The following is a 15170-nucleotide window of genomic DNA, read 5'->3' as shown; positions in this document are numbered from 1 at the left end:
GCCTGCTTGCTCAAGGGACCATGAGGCAAGGCCTCGACGCGCCCGGTGAGAAAGGCTGATCGGCCTATCGCACCCGCGCCAGCACGAACCCATCCCATTTCTTGGCCCCCACGGTCTGCACGGCGGTTGCGTCGAGGCGCGGCTCGGCGCTCAGCATGTCGAAAAGCGCGCGCGTGCCGTCAATGCGCAAATCGCCGCTATTCGCGTCGAGAATCCCGCCCTCGCGCACGACATTGTCGACGACAATAAGCGTACCGCTGCGACCGAGCCGGATCGCCTCGGCGACATAATGGGCATTGCCCTGCTTGTCGGCATCGATGAAAACGAAATCGAAGGGCTTCCCGGCGCTCATAGCAGCAAGGCTATCGCTCGCGGGGCCGACCCTGATCTCGACCTTGTCCGATACGCCTGCACGCTCCAGATTTTCGCGCGCGGTCTGGGCATGCTTGCGATCGATCTCAAGCGTGACGAGGCTTCCGCCCTCGGGCAGCGCCCGCGCAAGCCAGATCGTCGAATAGCCGCCAAGCGTCCCGACCTCGAGGATATGGCGCGCGCCGATCGCGTGCGCGAGTAACGACAGCATCTTGCCTTGCGCCGCCGATACATCAATCGGGGGCAAGCCTTGCGCCTTGTTGTTGGCAAGCGCTGCGGACAGCGCCTCATCCTCGCCGAGCAGTTTTTCGGCGATATAGTCGTCGACGGCTTTCCAGCCGCTCGCCATCAGGCCACCGACGCGGCGTGAATCTCGTCGATCGCGCCAGCGAGCGAGGCGTTGAATTCCTCGTCGCTCATCGAGGCGCGAAGATCCTCGAGCAAGGCGCGGCTGAAGCTCGCGATGATGCCGGGGTTCTTCGCCAGCTCAGCGCAAGCCTCGGGACGCGAGAAACCGCCCGACAGCGCGACCACCCTGAGCACCTTGGGGTGGTCGACCAGCGGCTGGAACAGACCCGCCTCGGTCGGAAGCGACAGCTTCAGCATCACCGGCGCCCCGTCCCATGCGTCGAGCGCGGCGAGAGTTTCCGTCAGGAGCAGGCGGTCGGCGGCGTCGCGTTCTGGGCTCTTGATGTTGATCTCGGGCTCGATGATCGGGACAAGGCCGTGCGCCGCGATCCGGCGCGCCTCGGCAAACTGCTGCTCGACGATCGCTTTCACGCCCGCGGGATTGGCGAGGTTGATGACGCTGCGCATCTTCGTCCCGAACACGCCCTTTGCCACCGCGCGATCGCACAGCGCATCGAGGTCGGGCATCGGCTTCATCAGCTGAACACCCTGGGCCTCGGCCTCCAGCCCCTTGTCGACCTTCAGGAATGGGACGACGCCGCGCTCCCACAGAAGCGCGGGGACCGGCTTTCCCCCGGCTTCACCGTCCATAGTGCGCTCGAAGAGAATTGCGCCAATGACCTTTGCGCCATTGAAGCAGGGCGCCGTGACGATGCGGCTGCGCATCGCGTGAATGAGGGCGAACATCTCCTCGTCGTTTGAAAAGGCGTCCTCGCCGATGCCGTAGCCTTTCAATGCCTTGGGCGTCGAGCCTCCGCTCTGGTCGAGCGCGGCGATGAAACCCTGCCCCGATTTGATCTGGTCGAGCATGGCGGCATTGGCGGTGGTCATAAGATCTCCGGTAGTTTGCATACGTATGTGGCCGGGCGCATAGCGGTCCCGCACGCCGGATGCAATGGCACGAAAACTCTATGCTTTCAGCGCATCGACACCGGGCAACGGCTTGCCTTCCATCCACTCGAGGAAGGCGCCTCCCGCGGTCGAAACAAAAGTGAAATCATCGGCGACGCCGGCATGGCGGAGCGCGGCGACAGTATCGCCGCCGCCCGCGACCGAAATGAGCGATCCCTCGCGGGTCAGCGCCGCGGCCGTCTTGGCAAGAGCCACCGTCGCGGCGTCGAACGGGGCTGTCTCGAACGCACCGAGCGGACCGTTCCACACAAGTGTACGGCAATTCTTGAGAACATCGGCGAGCGCCTCGACCGCCGCCGGGCCGACATCGAGGATCATCTCGTCGGCGGCGACCTCGTGAACATTGACTGTGCGCGTCGGCGGATTGGGCGCAAATTCTTTTGAAACCACGACGTCATAGGGCAGATGGATCGTGCAGCCCGCCTTGTCGGCGGCGTCGAAGATCGCATTCGCGGTCTCGACCAGGTCATGCTCGCACAAAGATTTGCCGACATCGACCCCGCGCGCTGCAAGGAAAGTGTTCGCCATTCCGCCGCCGATGATCAGATGGTCGACCCGGCCGACCAGATTCCGGAGCACGTCGATCTTGGTCGAGACTTTCGCGCCTCCAACCACGGCTGCGACGGGATGCGCGGGATTGCCAAGCGCGGCATCGAGCGCTTTGAGCTCTGCCTCCATCGCGCGCCCTGCATAGGCTGGCAGCCGGTGCGCAATGCCTTCGGTCGAGCCATGGGCGCGGTGCGCCGCCGAGAAGGCATCGTTGACATAAAGATCGCCCACTTCGGCAAGCGCATCGGCAAAGGCGGGGTCATTCAGTTCCTCGCCCGCATGGAAGCGCGTATTCTCAAGCACGGCAACGTCGCCCGCGGCGAGCACTGCCACTCCCGCCTTGGCGCCGTCGCCGATGCAATCGGGAATGAACATCACCGAGTGACCGAGCACATCGGCGACGCCGTCGATCACGAGGCTCAAGGACTGGGTGGGGTTCTTGGCGCCCTTGGGCCGCCCGAAATGGGCGAGCAAGAGGACGATCGCACCCTTGTCAGCCAGTTCGCGAATCGTCGGCATCGCCGCGCGGATGCGCGTATCGTCAGCAACCGCGCCCTCGGACATCGGAACATTGAGATCGACGCGCACGAGCACGCGCTTGCCGGTGACGTCACCGATATCGTCGAGGGTCTTGAAACCGCCCATTGCTATACTCCGCCCACGCTGAACCTGCCCAGGGATTGCCCCGCCCCGGCGTCGACAAGCTCAGCCCGAGCGGGATCGAGGATCAGAGGAGCCCCGCAATCACGGTCGCGGTGTCGACCATGCGGTTCGAGAAACCCCATTCATTGTCGTACCAGCTCACGACACGGACGAGCTTGCCCTCGAGCACTGCGGTCTCGAGGCTGTCGACGGTCGAGCTTGCCGGACAGTGATTATAGTCGATCGAGACGAGCGGCTCATCCGAATAGGCCAGAACGCCCTTCAGCGCACCTTCCGACGCATCCTTGAGGATCTTGTTCACTTCCTCGACGCTCGTGTCGCGCTTCGGCGTGAAAGTGAGGTCGACGAGACTGACGTTCGGCGTTGGAACGCGGATCGCCGACCCGTCGAGCTTGCCCTTGAGTTCGGGCAACACTTCGCCGACCGCGCGCGCCGCGCCCGTCGTGGTCGGGATGATCGACATGCCGGCTGCGCGCGCGCGGCGCATGTCGCTGTGGATCTGGTCGAGAATCTTCTGGTCGTTCGTGTAGGCATGCACGGTCGTCATAAGACCGCGCTCGATCCCGAGCGTATCGTTGAGCACCTTCGCGACAGGCGCGAGGCAATTGGTGGTGCAGCTCGCGTTCGAGACGATCTTGTGATCGGCGGTGAGCTTGTCGTGATTGACACCGTAGACAACGGTCTGGTCGACGCCCTTGGCCGGGGCGGAGATGAGGACGCGCTTCGCACCGGCAGAAAGGTGCTTGCCGGCGCTTTCGGCGTCGGTGAAGAAGCCGGTGCATTCAAGTGCAATATCGACCCCGAGTTCGCCGTGCGGCAGGTTTGCGGGGTCGCGTTCCTTGGTCACGCGGATCGCCTTGCCGTTCACGAACATCTGGTCGCCCTCGGCCTTTACCTCGCCGGGGAAAGGCCCGTGGACGCTGTCGCGCTTGAAAAGAAGGGCATTGGCCTTCGCGTCTGCTAGATCGTTGATCGCAACGAGTTCGAGCCCGCAATCGGGGCGTTCCAGAATGGCGCGCGCGACGAGGCGGCCGATACGTCCGAAACCGTTGATTGCGACTTTCACTGCCATGACGAAACGTCCTTTCTGCGTGGGAGCGGCGGGGTCCTTACTGGCCCAGCCGGGTCAGGATTTGGGGAGCGATAGCATCGGCAGTAAGGCCGAAATGCTTGAATAGGTCTTCAATCGGCGCCGACGCTCCGAAGCTGTCGATACCGAAGCGCAGGCCGCGACGTCCGGTATAGCGTTCCCATCCGAAGGTGGTCCCTGCCTCGATCGACACGATCAGCATGTCCTCGGGCAGAATATCGGCTTGATAGGCCGCGTCCTGCTCGTCGAACAGCTCGCACGACACCATCGAGACGACGTCGGCACCCTGCCCCGCCGCCTCGAGCTGGTCAGCGACCTCGATTGCGAGCGCCACCTCGGAGCCTGTTGCAACAAGGACGACCTTGCGCGCGGCCTTGGCATCGCGAAGACGATAAGCACCTTTTGCGCAAAGATTTTCCGTGACGTCATGGCGCAGTGGCGGCAGGTTCTGGCGCGTCAGCGCGAGCAGGGTCGGACGATCCTCCTGCGCCAGCGCGAGCGCCCAGCACTCGGCGGTTTCAATGGCATCGGCGGGACGCATGACGACGAGGTTCGGCATCGCCCGCAGCGACTGGAGATGCTCGATCGGCTGGTGCGTCGGCCCGTCCTCGCCCAGTCCGATGCTGTCATGCGTCATGACATATATGACGCGCTGACGCTGAAGCGCCGACAAGCGGATGGCGCCGCGGCAATAGTCCGAGAAGACCAGGAATGTCCCGCCGTAGGGGATGATGCCGCCGTGCAGGGCCATGCCGTTCATGGCCGCGGCCATGCCGAATTCGCGAATGCCATAATAGACGTAGCGTCCAGAATAGTCGTTTCTTGTCAACGGCTTGGTCGAAGACGTTTTCGTATTGTTCGAACCCGTAAGGTCAGCGCTTCCCCCCACGAGCGCCGCGATGTCGGCGGTGAGGGCGCTCAGCGTATTTTCCGACGCCTTGCGGGTCGCAACCTTCGGCGGCTCGGCGACGAGCCCGTCGAGATAGGCCTGGAAGGCCGGCCCTGGCGTTACCTTGCCTGCAATTCGCGCCTCAAAATCCTTTTTCTTTTCACTCGTTGCAAGGCGGTCCTTCCACGCAGCATGAAGCGCCTTGCCCCTGTCGCCGAAGCCTTTCCAGGCGGCGGCAATATCGTCGGGAATCACGAAGGGCTCTGCGCTCCAGCCGAGCGTCTCGCGCGCTGCCGCGACTTCGTCGGCGCCGAGCGCAGCGCCGTGCGTCGCTGACGTGCCCTGCTTGTTCGGCGCGCCAAAGCCAATGATCGTCTTGCACGCGATCAGCGACGGCCGCGGGTCCGCAAGCGCGGCGTCGATCGCCCGGCGGATATCGGCGGGGTCGTGCCCGTCGCACGCCTCGACGTGCCAACCGGTGGCCGCGTAGCGCGCCTTGACGTCCTCGCTCGTCGAGAGATCCGTCGATCCGTCGATGGTGATCTTATTGTCGTCCCACAGCACGACCAGCCGCGAAAGTTGCAGATGCCCCGCGAGGCCAATGGCCTCATGGTTGATCCCTTCCATCAAGCAACCGTCGCCCGCGATCACAAAGGTACGGTGATCGACCAGCGCGTCGCCATAGATCGCGTTGAGGTGCCGCTCGGCCATCGCCATGCCGACCGCAGTCGCAAGCCCCTGCCCCAGCGGCCCGGTTGTCGTTTCAACGCCGGCGAGCTCGAAATTCTCCGGGTGCCCCGCGCAGGGGCTGCCAATCTGGCGAAATCCACGGATTTCTTCGATCGTCGGGTGCTCATAGCCTGCAAGGTGAAGGGTCGCATAGGCGAGCATCGAGCCATGCCCTGCAGACAGAACGAATCGGTCCCGATCGGGCCACGCCGGGTCGGCGGGATCGAACTTCAGATAGTCGGAATAGAGTATGGTCGCGACGTCGGCCATGCCCATCGGCATTCCCGGATGACCGCTGTTCGCGGCTTGTACGGCATCCATCGCAAGCGCGCGGATGGCGTTGGCGAGCTGGCGTTCGGGCAGTGTCATTCGTCCCCCGGAAATGGCTGGGCTGGCGTGCGCGACTGCCCTTTGCGGCGCGGCGGGCAGGAGTCAACCGCCCATGGCAAGAAATCCCGCAAAAAGCTGGTTTCGCGCCCCGACCGCGTTCTGCAGCAGCGACGCAGTCCCCACCATCAAATGCCCCTTCCTGAGGGGAGCTACGCTGAATCAGCCCAGCACGTCCAAGCCAAGTCCCCTTGGCAAGAAGCGATTGCCCCTGCCAGGCCGGCTCGGCAATTGCGCCCGCCGGGCGCCGCTGCTACGTCTTCGCCCATGGAACTCGATCTCGACGAATCCAGCCTCGCCATCGGCCGCATCGAACGGGCGCTGAGCCGGATCGAGAAGGCGCTGGCCGAGCGGGCCGCGCGGCCTGCCCCCTTGGCACCAGCCTCGCCCCCGGAATCCTCTGCGCTGAAGGCCGAGGTCGCGGCGGTTATCGGTGAACTCGACCGGCTGATCGCGGAGGCGAAGCATGGCTGACGTCCGCCTGAGCATTGCCGGGCGCGCCTATGACGTTCATTGCGCCGACGGACAGGAGGATCGGCTCCGCCAGCTCGCTGCCGTCATCGACGAGAAGGCGCGTAGCGTACAGGGCGGAACCGAGGTTCGCCAGCTTCTCTTCGCGGCGCTCATGCTCGCCGACGAAACGCAGGAGGCGCGGGGCAAGGTCGAAAAGGCGACGCCCCAGACCGATTCGCTTCGCGCAGCGGTTGCGCTAGCCGAAAGCCGCGAGGCGGCAGCGAAGGATGAACTTAAGGCCGCACAGCTACGCGAGACGGAGGCACTGGCCGAAGCGCGCGCCGCTGCCGAGCGGGAGGCGGCCGCCCTTGCCGAACTCGAAAAGCTGCGCCAGGGCGCGCCAGTCGTCCCCACCCCGCCCTCCGGGCGTCACGACCGCGCGCTGATCGAGATTGCGGACCGGATCGAGGCGCTTGCGACGAAAGTCGAGCAAATCCCTTGAGGCGCCGCCCGCGCGTCCCTAAATAGGGGGCGGCGGGCACTGCCCGGCACGAGCCGCTGCGAATATCCCTGAGGCGATACATCATCCAAGGGAGCTGTCCCTGCCCGGGCCCTGGCCCGACGTATATGGCCCCCACCTGACGTTACTGGCGTCAGAGGATTTTCCGGCAAACGACCATGGCGGTCCCGCCAACCCGCCGATAGAAAGAGCCAGGAACGGCGATGACCGACATCCCCGCCGACCCTGTCCGGCAAAAGCAGGCTCTGCGCGAACGGCTCCGCTTTCGCCGCCGGCATTTTACGGCAAATCTGGATGGCATGGCGGGTCTCGCTGCCTTCCGTACCATCCCCCAGCTGCTCACCCACCTCATCGCGAGACGCGATCCGGTCGCGGCCTATGTCGCCTGGGGCGATGAGCCCGATGTCCTCCCGGCGCTCGCAGGCTATCCCCTGGCTCTTCCCTTCCATCGCGAGCGTAGCGAGACCATGGAATTTCGGCGCTGGGCTCCAGGTGAGGCGCTGGCGAAGGGGCCGTGGAGCACGCATCAGCCTGCTGACGAAGGGCGCCCTGTCGAGCCCGCGCTCATTCTCTGCCCGCTTCTCGGCTTCGACCGGACCGGGGGCCGGCTCGGCCAGGGCGGGGGGCATTATGACCGCTATTTCGCCACGCATCCCCACATCCTTCGTATCGGCGTCGGCTGGTCGGTGCAGGAAGTCGATGCCATACCTGCCGAATCGACCGACGCGCGGCTCGACGCCGTGCTGACAGAGCAGGAATTTATCGTCTGTGGAGACCGCTTGTGAGTGAAGATCCCGCCAGTCCTGAGCAGCCAAGCTGGCGCAAGCCAGCGGGCATTTTCCTGATCCTGCTGCTGATCGCGGTCTGGGCCGTCCTCATCGTCAGCCTGTCGCCGTGGGTCGGCGCCTGGCCGATCCTTGTCCAGGCGATCTTCTATCTCGCGGCGGGTATCGTCTGGATCCTGCCGCTGAAACCCTTGCTGCGCTGGATGGAACTGGGGCGCTGGCGCAGCTAAGGAGCCGCGCCCGCGCGGGGCCTTGCCGCATGACATGAGCTTCCCAAGCTGCGGTTGCCATTTCGTCCAGAGGGACAAGAAATGGCGCGAGTGACGGGGCTCGAACCCGCGACCTCCGGCGTGACAGGCCGGCACTCTAACCAACTGAGCTACACCCGCGTGTGCTTGGGAGCCGCGCCAATATGCGCCGCGTCGCGGCCTGTCAACCGTCGCTTTCGGTCTTGTCGCGATTTAAACGCGCGCGCATCTCGTCGGCAGTTGTCAGCGTGCCGCGTTCGAAAAGGAATCCTGCGAAATCGGGCGTTCCGGTCGAGTGCAGGATCGTCTGGAGGATGAGCAGCAGCGGCACGGCAAGAAGGGCCCCGGGGGTGCCCCACACCCAACCCCAGAAGCTCAGCGACACGAGAATCAGCAGCGGATTGACGGTCAGTCGTCGGCCGAGAACCAGCGGGGTGATCAGATTCGCCTCGACGAGATGGACGCCGATGAAGATCAGGGCAGGCAGCAGCGCAAATCCAACCACATCAAAAGTCATGAGGCCGCCAAGCGCGAGCAGAATTGCCGCGACAATAGGCCCGAGATACGGCACGAAGTTGCAAATCGCGACGATGCCGCCCCACATGAAGGGCGACGGCATGCCAAGCGCCCACAGCAAGAGCGACACGATGAGCCCCAGAAGCGCGTTGATCATCGAGATGGTCGCCAGATAATCGGCGGTCGCATCGACCACGTTCTGGATGACCCGTGCAGTCTGCATCGCACCGTCAAAGCTGCCGCGGCGGCGAATCGTCCCTTTGCGCAGCCTCGTCCAGCCCGCGAGAAAGAAGAAGACCACAAGGACAGCGAAGAAGAGCTGGATCGCCGCAGCAGGCGCCGCCGAGATGAAATAGTCGACGACTGAGGTCGGCGCGGTTGCCGCCATCGCCTGCGCGGTCGCCTCACTCCCCGAGGCCACCGAAGCGAGCGTCCGATCGACGAATTTCTGGAGGGTGGAATAAAAGTCGATGAGCGGCGCGAGATTGCTCTGGATACGCGGAATCGACTCGGGGAGCCGCGTGAACCATCCGGTCGCGGGCACGACGATGATTGCGAGCGCCGCGTTGATCCCGAGCAAGAAGGCCGCAAGCGACAGAAAGGACGCGAGCGCGGACGGCACACCGCGCCGCTCGAGCCACTCGAGCACCGGAACGAGCGCGATCGCGATCACGATCGCTGCGGTCAAAGGCAAGAAGAACTCTGCGCCCGCCTGAAGCGCGAAAGGAAGGCCGAGGCAAAAGGCGGCCCCGATAATCAGCGTCAAGGCCGCGAGAAGGCGGTCGCGCCGAAGGTCGTCGACTTCGATCTGATGCAGGGGATTGGCGCGAGGGCCGCGAGCCTCCCTTTTCCCCCCGTCGTCCGCCACCTTGCCTGTCTCCCGGTCAATCGCCTCTTCTTACGCGAGCTTTGCTCGCCGCGCCAGCCGGGTGCCAAACGGGGCAGCAGAACCGGCCAACAAAGTAACCGCGATGTTAACCATAAATTACCGTTTCGGTTCCAGGACATCCCGTGGGATCAGCCATCGGAGACGCGATCATTCCAGCCTTCCTGCCTTTCGTGCGCGCCGCCGGCGCGAGCCGGACGCACGCCCTCGCCCCTTCCCTGCCGCCTCGCGCGCTCGTCGTGCGGATGGCCGCCCTCCTTGCCTTCGCGGCGCTCGCGCCAGCGGAGGCGCTGGCTGCGGACCAGATCGCGCTCGATAACAATATATTCGTCGAGCGCGTGACAAGGGACGGCGCTGGAAGGACGCGCATTCGGCTCGAAGAACCAAAGGCCGTCGTTCCCGGCGACAGGCTGGTGTTCGTGCTCAACTATCGTAACGCCAGTGAGCGCGCGGCGGACCGCTTCGTCATCACCAATCCCCTTCCCGCGGCGGTGCGATACGCTGATGCCGGCGACAACACCGCCCTCGTCTCCGTCGATGGCGGACGCACGTGGGGCCGGCTTGGCGAAATGACTGTCGCGCTTGCTGACGGTACGCGCCGCCCTGCGCAGCCCGCCGACGTCACGCATCTTCGCTGGGCGATTCAAAAGCCGATTCCGGCGGGGGCCTCGGGCAAGCTGATGTTCCGCGGCGTGGTCCGCTAAAGACGCGCGCGGGGCGATAGCCCCTCGCCTCACCCTTCCATCACTCAGCGAACAGGAGAACCGGCGTTTCGATGAGCTTCTTGAGCGCCTGCACATAGCTTGCAGCGTCCCAGCCATCGACGACGCGGTGATCGCAGCTGATCGACAGGTTCATCAGCTTGGCGCGGCGGATGTCGTCACCGTCGAAAACCGGGCGTTCGACGATCTTGTTGGGGCCGATGATCGCCACCTCCGGCCGGTTGATGACCGGCGTTGTCGCGATGCCGCCGAGCGGGCCGAGCGAGGTCACGGTGAGCGTTCCGCCCGTCAGTTCCGCGGACCTCACCTTGCCGCTGCGCGCCGCTTCGGCAAGGCGGCTGATCTCGGCTGCAAGCTGCCAGACATTCTTGTCCTGCGCGTCGCGGATCACGGGCACCATGAGCCCGGCATCGGTCTGCGTTGCCATGCCAAGGTGCACCGCGCCGTGGCGCGTCACCACGCCCGCCTCGTCATCGTAGCGCGCATTGATCATCGGAAACTGCGGGATCGTGCGGCAAATGGCAACAATGAGGAAGGGCAGCATGGTCAGCTTGGGACGCTGGCCGCGATTGGCGTTGAGATCGGCACGCATCTCTTCGAGCGCCGTCACGTCCATTTCCTCGACATAGGTGAAATGGGGGATCGCGCGCTTCGATGCCGCCATATTCTCCGCGATCTTGCGGCGCATCCCGATAACCTTGACCGGCTCGTCAGCCCGCGCACGGCTCGCGCCCGGCGCGTGATAGCCCTCGCCGCTATTGTAGCGCAGGAATGCATCGAGGTCCGAGTGTCGGATGCGTTCGCCCTCGCTGTGAACCTGCGACAGGTCGATGCCCAAATCCCTGGCACGCGCGCGAACCGCGGGGGATGCAAGCACCGGCTTTTCCTGTCCTGCGCTCTTTGGGGAGGGTGCGACCGTGTCCGTCTCTCGAGGCGCCTGGGCGGGCTTTTCGGCAGGCTCGGCGCGCACCGGCTCGGGCGCGGCCTTTGCAACCTCGGCCTCGGACACCTCTTCCGCGCCCGGCGTTTGCGCAGCAACCTCTTGCGCTTCCTCGTCGGGGACCTCGTCCACCTCGCCGTCGGTCTCGATCACCGCGAGCGTCGATCCGATTGCAATGAGATCGCCGACCTCGCCCGCAATTTCGACTACCGTTCCCGACACCGGCGACTCCATTTCGACGGTCGCCTTGTCGGTCATCATGTCCGCAAGCTGGGCATCTTCCTCGATGCGATCGCCGACACGCACGTGCCAGGCGACAATCTCGGCCTCGGCAATGCCTTCACCGATGTCGGGCAGACGGAATGAGTAGCGGGCCATGACGTCAGTCCTTCAAAATCTTGGTCAGCGCCGTTGCGATACGAACGGGGCCGGGGAAATAGGCCCATTCGAGGCTGTGCGGGTAGGGCGTGTCGAAGCCCGTGACGCGCTCGACCGGGGCTTCAAGGTGATAGAAACAGCGTTCCTGCACCAAAGCGGCAAGTTCGGCGCCAAAGCCCGAGGTCCGTGTCGCTTCGTGAATAATGAGGCAGCGGCCGGTCTTCTTCACCGACGCCTCGATCGCCTCGACGTCGAGCGGCAGCAAGGTGCGCAGATCGAGGATTTCAGCGTCGACGCCCATTTCCTCGATGATCGTCTTGGCCACATGAACCATCGTGCCATAGGCGAGTACGGTCACCGCCTCACCCTCGCGCACGGTCGCAGCCTTGCCAAGGTCGATGCGGTAATAGCCCTCGGGTACCGCGCTTGCGGCATGCTTGGACCACGGCTCGACGGGGCGGTCATAATAGCCGCTGAAGGGGCCGTTGTAGATGCGCTTCGGCTCGAGAAACACGACGGGATCATTGTCCTCGATCGCGGCGATCAGCAGCCCCTTGGCGTCATAGGGGTTCGAGGGGATCACGGTTTTTACGCCGCAAATATGTGTCATGATGCTTTCGGGCGACTGGCTGTGCGTCTGGCCGCCGAAAATGCCGCCGCCAAAGGGCGTGCGCACGGTCATGGGACAGATATAGTCATTCGCCGAACGATAGCGCAGCCTCGCCGCCTCGCTCACGAGCTGGTCGAGGCCAGGGTAGATATAGTCGGCAAATTGGATCTCGGGCACCGGGCGCAGCCCATAGGCGCCCATGCCGACCGCCACTCCGATGATGCCGCATTCGTTGATCGGCGTGTCGAACACGCGCGTCTTGCCGTGCTTCTTCTGCAGCCCCGCGGTCGCGCGGAACACACCGCCAAAATAGCCCACGTCCTCGCCCAGCACGACGACCTTGTCGTCGCGCCCCAGCATGACGTCCATCGCGCTGTTGATCGCCTCGATCATGTTCATGGTCTTGGTGTCGTGCGCCATCATTCAGGCTTCCAGTCGGGTCCGAACTTCGCTTCCTGTTCGGCCAGCATCTGCGCGCATTGTTCCTTGAGGTGCCATGGCATCTCCTCGAACACGTCCTCGAACATCGTTTCGAATGGCTGGTGCATACCATGGCCCAAAATACCAAGCTTTTCTGCCTGTTTCTGGGTCGTCTTGACGAGGTCGTCGAGCTCCTTTTCCTGCGCCTCGTGGCGCTCGGCGTCCCATTCGCCGAGCCGCTCGAGATGCTGGCGTAGCCGCGCGATCGGATCGCCGAACGGCCAAGCGCTTGCCTCCTGTGCCGCGCGATAGGCGCTCGGGTCGTCGGAGGTGCTGTGCCCCTCGGCGCGGTAGGTGAAATGTTCGATCAATGTCGGGCCGTTATTGGTCCGCGCCCGATCCGCCGCCCACTGGGTCGCCGCATAGACCGCGAGCGGGTCATTCCCATCGACGCGCAAGCCCGCGATACCATAGCCGACGGCACGCGCCGCGAAGGTGGTCCGCTCTCCCCCGGCGAAGCCTGAAAAGCTCGAGATCGCCCACTGGTTGTTGACGACGTTGAAGATGACGGGCGCATTATAAACGGTGGCGAAGGTGAGCGCTGAATGAAAGTCGCCCTCGGCCGAGGAGCCCTCACCGCACCAGGCGGTCGCGATGCGGGTGTCGCCTTTCGATGCCGACGCCATCGCCCAGCCCACGGCCTGCGGATACTGGGTGGCGAGATTGCCCGAAACGCTGAAAAATCCGTGCTCGGGCGCCGAGTACATGATCGGCAACTGCCGTCCGAGCAGATGATCGCCGCGATTGGAATAAATCTGGTTCATCATCTGGATCAGCGGATAGTCGCGCGCGATCAGGATCCCCTGCTGACGATAGCTGGGAAAAACCATGTCGGTCCGGTCGATCGCCATCGTCGAGGCGACCGAGGTCGCCTCTTCGCCGGTCGACTTCATGTAGAAGCTCGTCTTGCCTTGGCGCTGTGCCCTGAACATGCGGTCGTCGAACGCGCGCAGCAGCATCATCGTGCGCAGCATCGAGCGCAGCCGGTCGGGCGCGAGGTTGGGGTTCCACGGCCCCTTCGCGGCGCCATCGAAGTCGAGAACCCGCACGAGCCCGTAGCAAAGGTCACGCATCGCATCGGGCTTGGTCGCTTCGCCGGGGCGCGGTGTCGCTTCGACCGCGGGGATTTCGATGCCGCCGAAATCGGGCGTGTCGCCGGGGCGGTAGCGCGGCTCGGGAATGTGGAGCGACAATGGCGGCAAATTGCTCGCTGGCCGGCTCCCCTCACTGCGTTCGGGGGGCGTTTCGGGCATATCTTCGTCCCTTCGAGGCGCGAATCGCCGCGCCGTTATATTTCAATTTTTCGACATATTATTGCTTTCATGCCGCCAATGCAATGGCTGCACCTCAGACCGCCACGGGCGCCGGAATATGAGCCTGCGGTGCATAATGCTCGACCGCGAAATCTTCAAACCGGTAATCGAAAATCGTCTCTGCACGCCGGAGGATCCGCAACTTCGGCGCGCCGGCGGGAACGCGGGCGAGTTGCGCTTCGACGAGGTCAGCGTGATTGAGGTAGAGGTGCACATCGCCCCCCGTCCACACCAGTTCATGCGCGTGAAGATCACATTGCTGGGCGATCATCCGCGTCAGCAGCGCCGCCTCGAAAACGTTGAAGGCAAAGCCGAGGCCAAGATCGCACGAGCGCTGGAAGAGCAGGCACGAGAGACCGCCGTCGCTGCGAACGTGGAACTGATAGGTCATGTGACAGGGGGGCAGTGCCATCCGGTCGAGATCGGCGACGTTCCAGCCGGTGAAGATGTGCCGGCGCGAGCCCGGATTATGGCGCAGCCCCTCGATCAGCGCTGCAATCTGGTTATGCCCGCGCTCGGCACGCCGATAGAGTCCGCCCTCCACGGGCTCATAACGCGGCCAATCCACCCACTGATGCCCGTAGACGGGCCCGAGGTCGCCCCAGGTCGCGGCGAACTCCTCGTCAGCGAGAATGCGCGCCTCGAAATCGGCCGCGCTGATCGCCTCGCCGCTTTCCCGGCGGTAGCGCTCGAGCGGCCAGTCGGTCCAGATGCGCACGCCCTGCGCGACGAGCGGACGTATATTGGTGTTCCCGGTGAGGAACCACAAAAGCTCGCGCAGCGCGGTTTTCCAATAGACGCGCTTGGTGGTGAGCAGCGGGACGGCATCGTCCGCGAGCGAAAACCGCATTGTTTCGCCGAACAGCGAGCGCGTCCCGACCCCGGTGCGATCAACGCGTTCGTCGCCTTCACTCCAGATCCGCCGCATCAAGTCGAGGTACTGGAGCTCATAATGAGTGGAATCAGGCAAGAATCGCTCCCGGGTTGCCCGACCTAGCTAAGGCCCGCGCGCCGAGGCGGCAAGCTCCGGCGGGCGACGGCCAATTTAAAGGTCGGCTGCGTCCCGGCTCTCCGTCCAGTTCGGAGCGCCGCGTGCCTGCGTCAGCCTTCTTCCACCCGCCTCGAAACGGCAATCACAGCCAATGTGCCGATTGGCGCTTGAAGTTCACGAAACGCGCGTCTAGAGGACCGCCCTGCCTTCGCGCTGGTCCGCCAGCGCAGGATCGGTCGGGGAGTAGCTCAGCCTGGTAGAGCACTGTCTTCGGGAGGCAGGGGCCGGAGGTTCGAATCCTCTCTCCCCGACCAGTTTCTCCGCTTTTC

Annotated in this window: 15 protein-coding genes and 2 tRNA genes; 6 read left to right on the top strand and 11 right to left on the bottom strand. The window is 64.3% G+C overall.

Annotated elements, in window-relative coordinates; translation table 11 throughout:
• Window positions 1–64 precede the first annotated feature (64 nt).
• From LH20_RS11095 to tkt, 5 genes are all read right to left on the bottom strand, one after another.
• A complete protein-coding gene (locus LH20_RS11095) occupies window positions 65–721 on the bottom strand; it encodes an O-methyltransferase (RefSeq protein WP_053554251.1) in 657 nt (218 codons plus the stop codon).
• Window positions 721–1590: a fructose bisphosphate aldolase gene (locus tag LH20_RS11090; protein WP_200905490.1), complete on the bottom strand. Its 870-nt coding sequence runs from the start codon at window positions 1588–1590 to the stop codon at window positions 721–723. The genes LH20_RS11095 and LH20_RS11090 overlap by 1 nt, the downstream gene beginning before the upstream one ends.
• Window positions 1591–1689: 99 nt before the next feature.
• Entirely contained in the window at window positions 1690–2886 is a 1197-nt protein-coding gene (locus LH20_RS11085) for a phosphoglycerate kinase (protein WP_053554249.1), read from the bottom strand.
• An 82-nt stretch (window positions 2887–2968) separates the two neighbouring features.
• Window positions 2969–3976, bottom strand: coding sequence for a type I glyceraldehyde-3-phosphate dehydrogenase (gene gap, locus LH20_RS11080; protein WP_053554248.1), 1008 nt, complete (start codon window positions 3974–3976; stop codon window positions 2969–2971).
• 37 nt (window positions 3977–4013) lie between these two features.
• Entirely contained in the window at window positions 4014–5981 is a 1968-nt protein-coding gene (tkt, locus tag LH20_RS11075) for a transketolase (protein WP_053554247.1), read from the bottom strand.
• Window positions 5982–6266: 285 nt separating this feature from the next.
• On the opposite strand from tkt, the gene LH20_RS11070 reads away from it, so the two are divergent.
• The 4 genes from LH20_RS11070 (at window position 6267) to LH20_RS11055 (ending at window position 7987) form a co-directional block, all read left to right on the top strand.
• Complete coding sequence (locus LH20_RS11070; protein ID WP_053554246.1) at window positions 6267–6473, top strand: hypothetical protein; 207 nt, start codon at window positions 6267–6269, stop codon at window positions 6471–6473.
• Window positions 6466–6954 carry a cell division protein ZapA gene (locus LH20_RS11065; protein WP_053554245.1) on the top strand — a complete coding sequence of 163 codons (489 nt, stop codon included), beginning with the start codon at window positions 6466–6468 and terminating at the stop codon, window positions 6952–6954. The genes LH20_RS11070 and LH20_RS11065 overlap by 8 nt, the downstream gene beginning before the upstream one ends.
• A gap of 221 nt (window positions 6955–7175) precedes the next feature.
• Complete coding sequence (locus LH20_RS11060; protein WP_053554244.1) at window positions 7176–7757, top strand: 5-formyltetrahydrofolate cyclo-ligase; 582 nt, start codon at window positions 7176–7178, stop codon at window positions 7755–7757.
• Entirely contained in the window at window positions 7754–7987 is a 234-nt protein-coding gene (locus tag LH20_RS11055; protein ID WP_053554243.1) for a DUF2842 domain-containing protein, read from the top strand. The genes LH20_RS11060 and LH20_RS11055 overlap by 4 nt, the downstream gene beginning before the upstream one ends.
• An 82-nt stretch (window positions 7988–8069) precedes the next feature.
• On the opposite strand, the gene LH20_RS11050 is transcribed toward LH20_RS11055, so the two are convergent.
• Window positions 8070–8146 (bottom strand) — tRNA-Asp (locus LH20_RS11050).
• 43 nt (window positions 8147–8189) lie between these two features.
• Entirely contained in the window at window positions 8190–9389 is a 1200-nt protein-coding gene (locus LH20_RS11045; RefSeq protein ID WP_235526952.1) for an AI-2E family transporter, read from the bottom strand.
• A gap of 143 nt (window positions 9390–9532) precedes the next feature.
• Here LH20_RS11045 and LH20_RS11040 point away from each other — a divergent pair, with 143 nt between their 5' ends.
• Window positions 9533–10111, top strand: coding sequence for a hypothetical protein (locus LH20_RS11040; protein WP_235526951.1), 579 nt, complete (start codon window positions 9533–9535; stop codon window positions 10109–10111).
• 40 nt (window positions 10112–10151) lie between these two features.
• Here the strand turns inward: LH20_RS11040 and LH20_RS11035 are convergent, their stop codons facing one another.
• From LH20_RS11035 to thyA, 4 genes are all read right to left on the bottom strand, one after another.
• A complete protein-coding gene (locus LH20_RS11035; RefSeq protein WP_053554242.1) occupies window positions 10152–11447 on the bottom strand; it encodes a dihydrolipoamide acetyltransferase family protein in 1296 nt (431 codons plus the stop codon).
• Window positions 11448–11451: 4 nt separating this feature from the next.
• A complete protein-coding gene (locus LH20_RS11030) occupies window positions 11452–12456 on the bottom strand; it encodes an alpha-ketoacid dehydrogenase subunit beta (protein ID WP_053556242.1) in 1005 nt (334 codons plus the stop codon).
• A 20-nt stretch (window positions 12457–12476) separates the two neighbouring features.
• Window positions 12477–13790: a 3-methyl-2-oxobutanoate dehydrogenase (2-methylpropanoyl-transferring) subunit alpha gene (locus LH20_RS11025; protein WP_053554241.1), complete on the bottom strand. Its 1314-nt coding sequence runs from the start codon at window positions 13788–13790 to the stop codon at window positions 12477–12479.
• Window positions 13791–13884: 94 nt separating this feature from the next.
• On the bottom strand, window positions 13885–14820 hold the full coding sequence (gene thyA, locus LH20_RS11020; RefSeq protein ID WP_268796070.1) for a thymidylate synthase: 936 nt from the start codon (window positions 14818–14820) through the stop codon (window positions 13885–13887).
• 258 nt (window positions 14821–15078) lie between these two features.
• Between thyA and LH20_RS11015 the strand changes: the two genes are divergently transcribed.
• Window positions 15079–15155, top strand: a tRNA-Pro gene (locus LH20_RS11015).
• The last annotated feature ends 15 nt before the right edge of the window (window positions 15156–15170 follow it).

Source organism: Sphingopyxis sp. 113P3 (genome assembly GCF_001278035.1).
GTDB lineage: Bacteria > Pseudomonadota > Alphaproteobacteria > Sphingomonadales > Sphingomonadaceae > Sphingopyxis.
The sequence above is the reverse complement of the archived record's forward strand: the minus strand, read 5'-3'. Positions and strand labels throughout refer to the sequence as shown.

Coding starts and splice junctions, on each gene's coding strand:
- LH20_RS11035 (WP_053554242.1), bottom strand. CDS start 11,447: ATGGCCCGCTACTCATTCCGTCTGCCCGACATCGGTGAAGGCATTGCC.
- tkt (WP_053554247.1), bottom strand. CDS start 5,981: ATGACACTGCCCGAACGCCAGCTCGCCAACGCCATCCGCGCGCTTGCG.
- LH20_RS11030 (WP_053556242.1), bottom strand. CDS start 12,456: ATGAACATGATCGAGGCGATCAACAGCGCGATGGACGTCATGCTGGGG.
- LH20_RS11090 (WP_200905490.1), bottom strand. CDS start 1,590: ATGCTCGACCAGATCAAATCGGGGCAGGGTTTCATCGCCGCGCTCGAC.
- LH20_RS11060 (WP_053554244.1), top strand. CDS start 7,176: ATGACCGACATCCCCGCCGACCCTGTCCGGCAAAAGCAGGCTCTGCGC.
- LH20_RS11025 (WP_053554241.1), bottom strand. CDS start 13,790: ATGCCCGAAACGCCCCCCGAACGCAGTGAGGGGAGCCGGCCAGCGAGC.
- gap (WP_053554248.1), bottom strand. CDS start 3,976: ATGGCAGTGAAAGTCGCAATCAACGGTTTCGGACGTATCGGCCGCCTC.
- LH20_RS11095 (WP_053554251.1), bottom strand. CDS start 721: ATGGCGAGCGGCTGGAAAGCCGTCGACGACTATATCGCCGAAAAACTG.
- LH20_RS11085 (WP_053554249.1), bottom strand. CDS start 2,886: ATGGGCGGTTTCAAGACCCTCGACGATATCGGTGACGTCACCGGCAAG.
- LH20_RS11065 (WP_053554245.1), top strand. CDS start 6,466: ATGGCTGACGTCCGCCTGAGCATTGCCGGGCGCGCCTATGACGTTCAT.
- LH20_RS11070 (WP_053554246.1), top strand. CDS start 6,267: ATGGAACTCGATCTCGACGAATCCAGCCTCGCCATCGGCCGCATCGAA.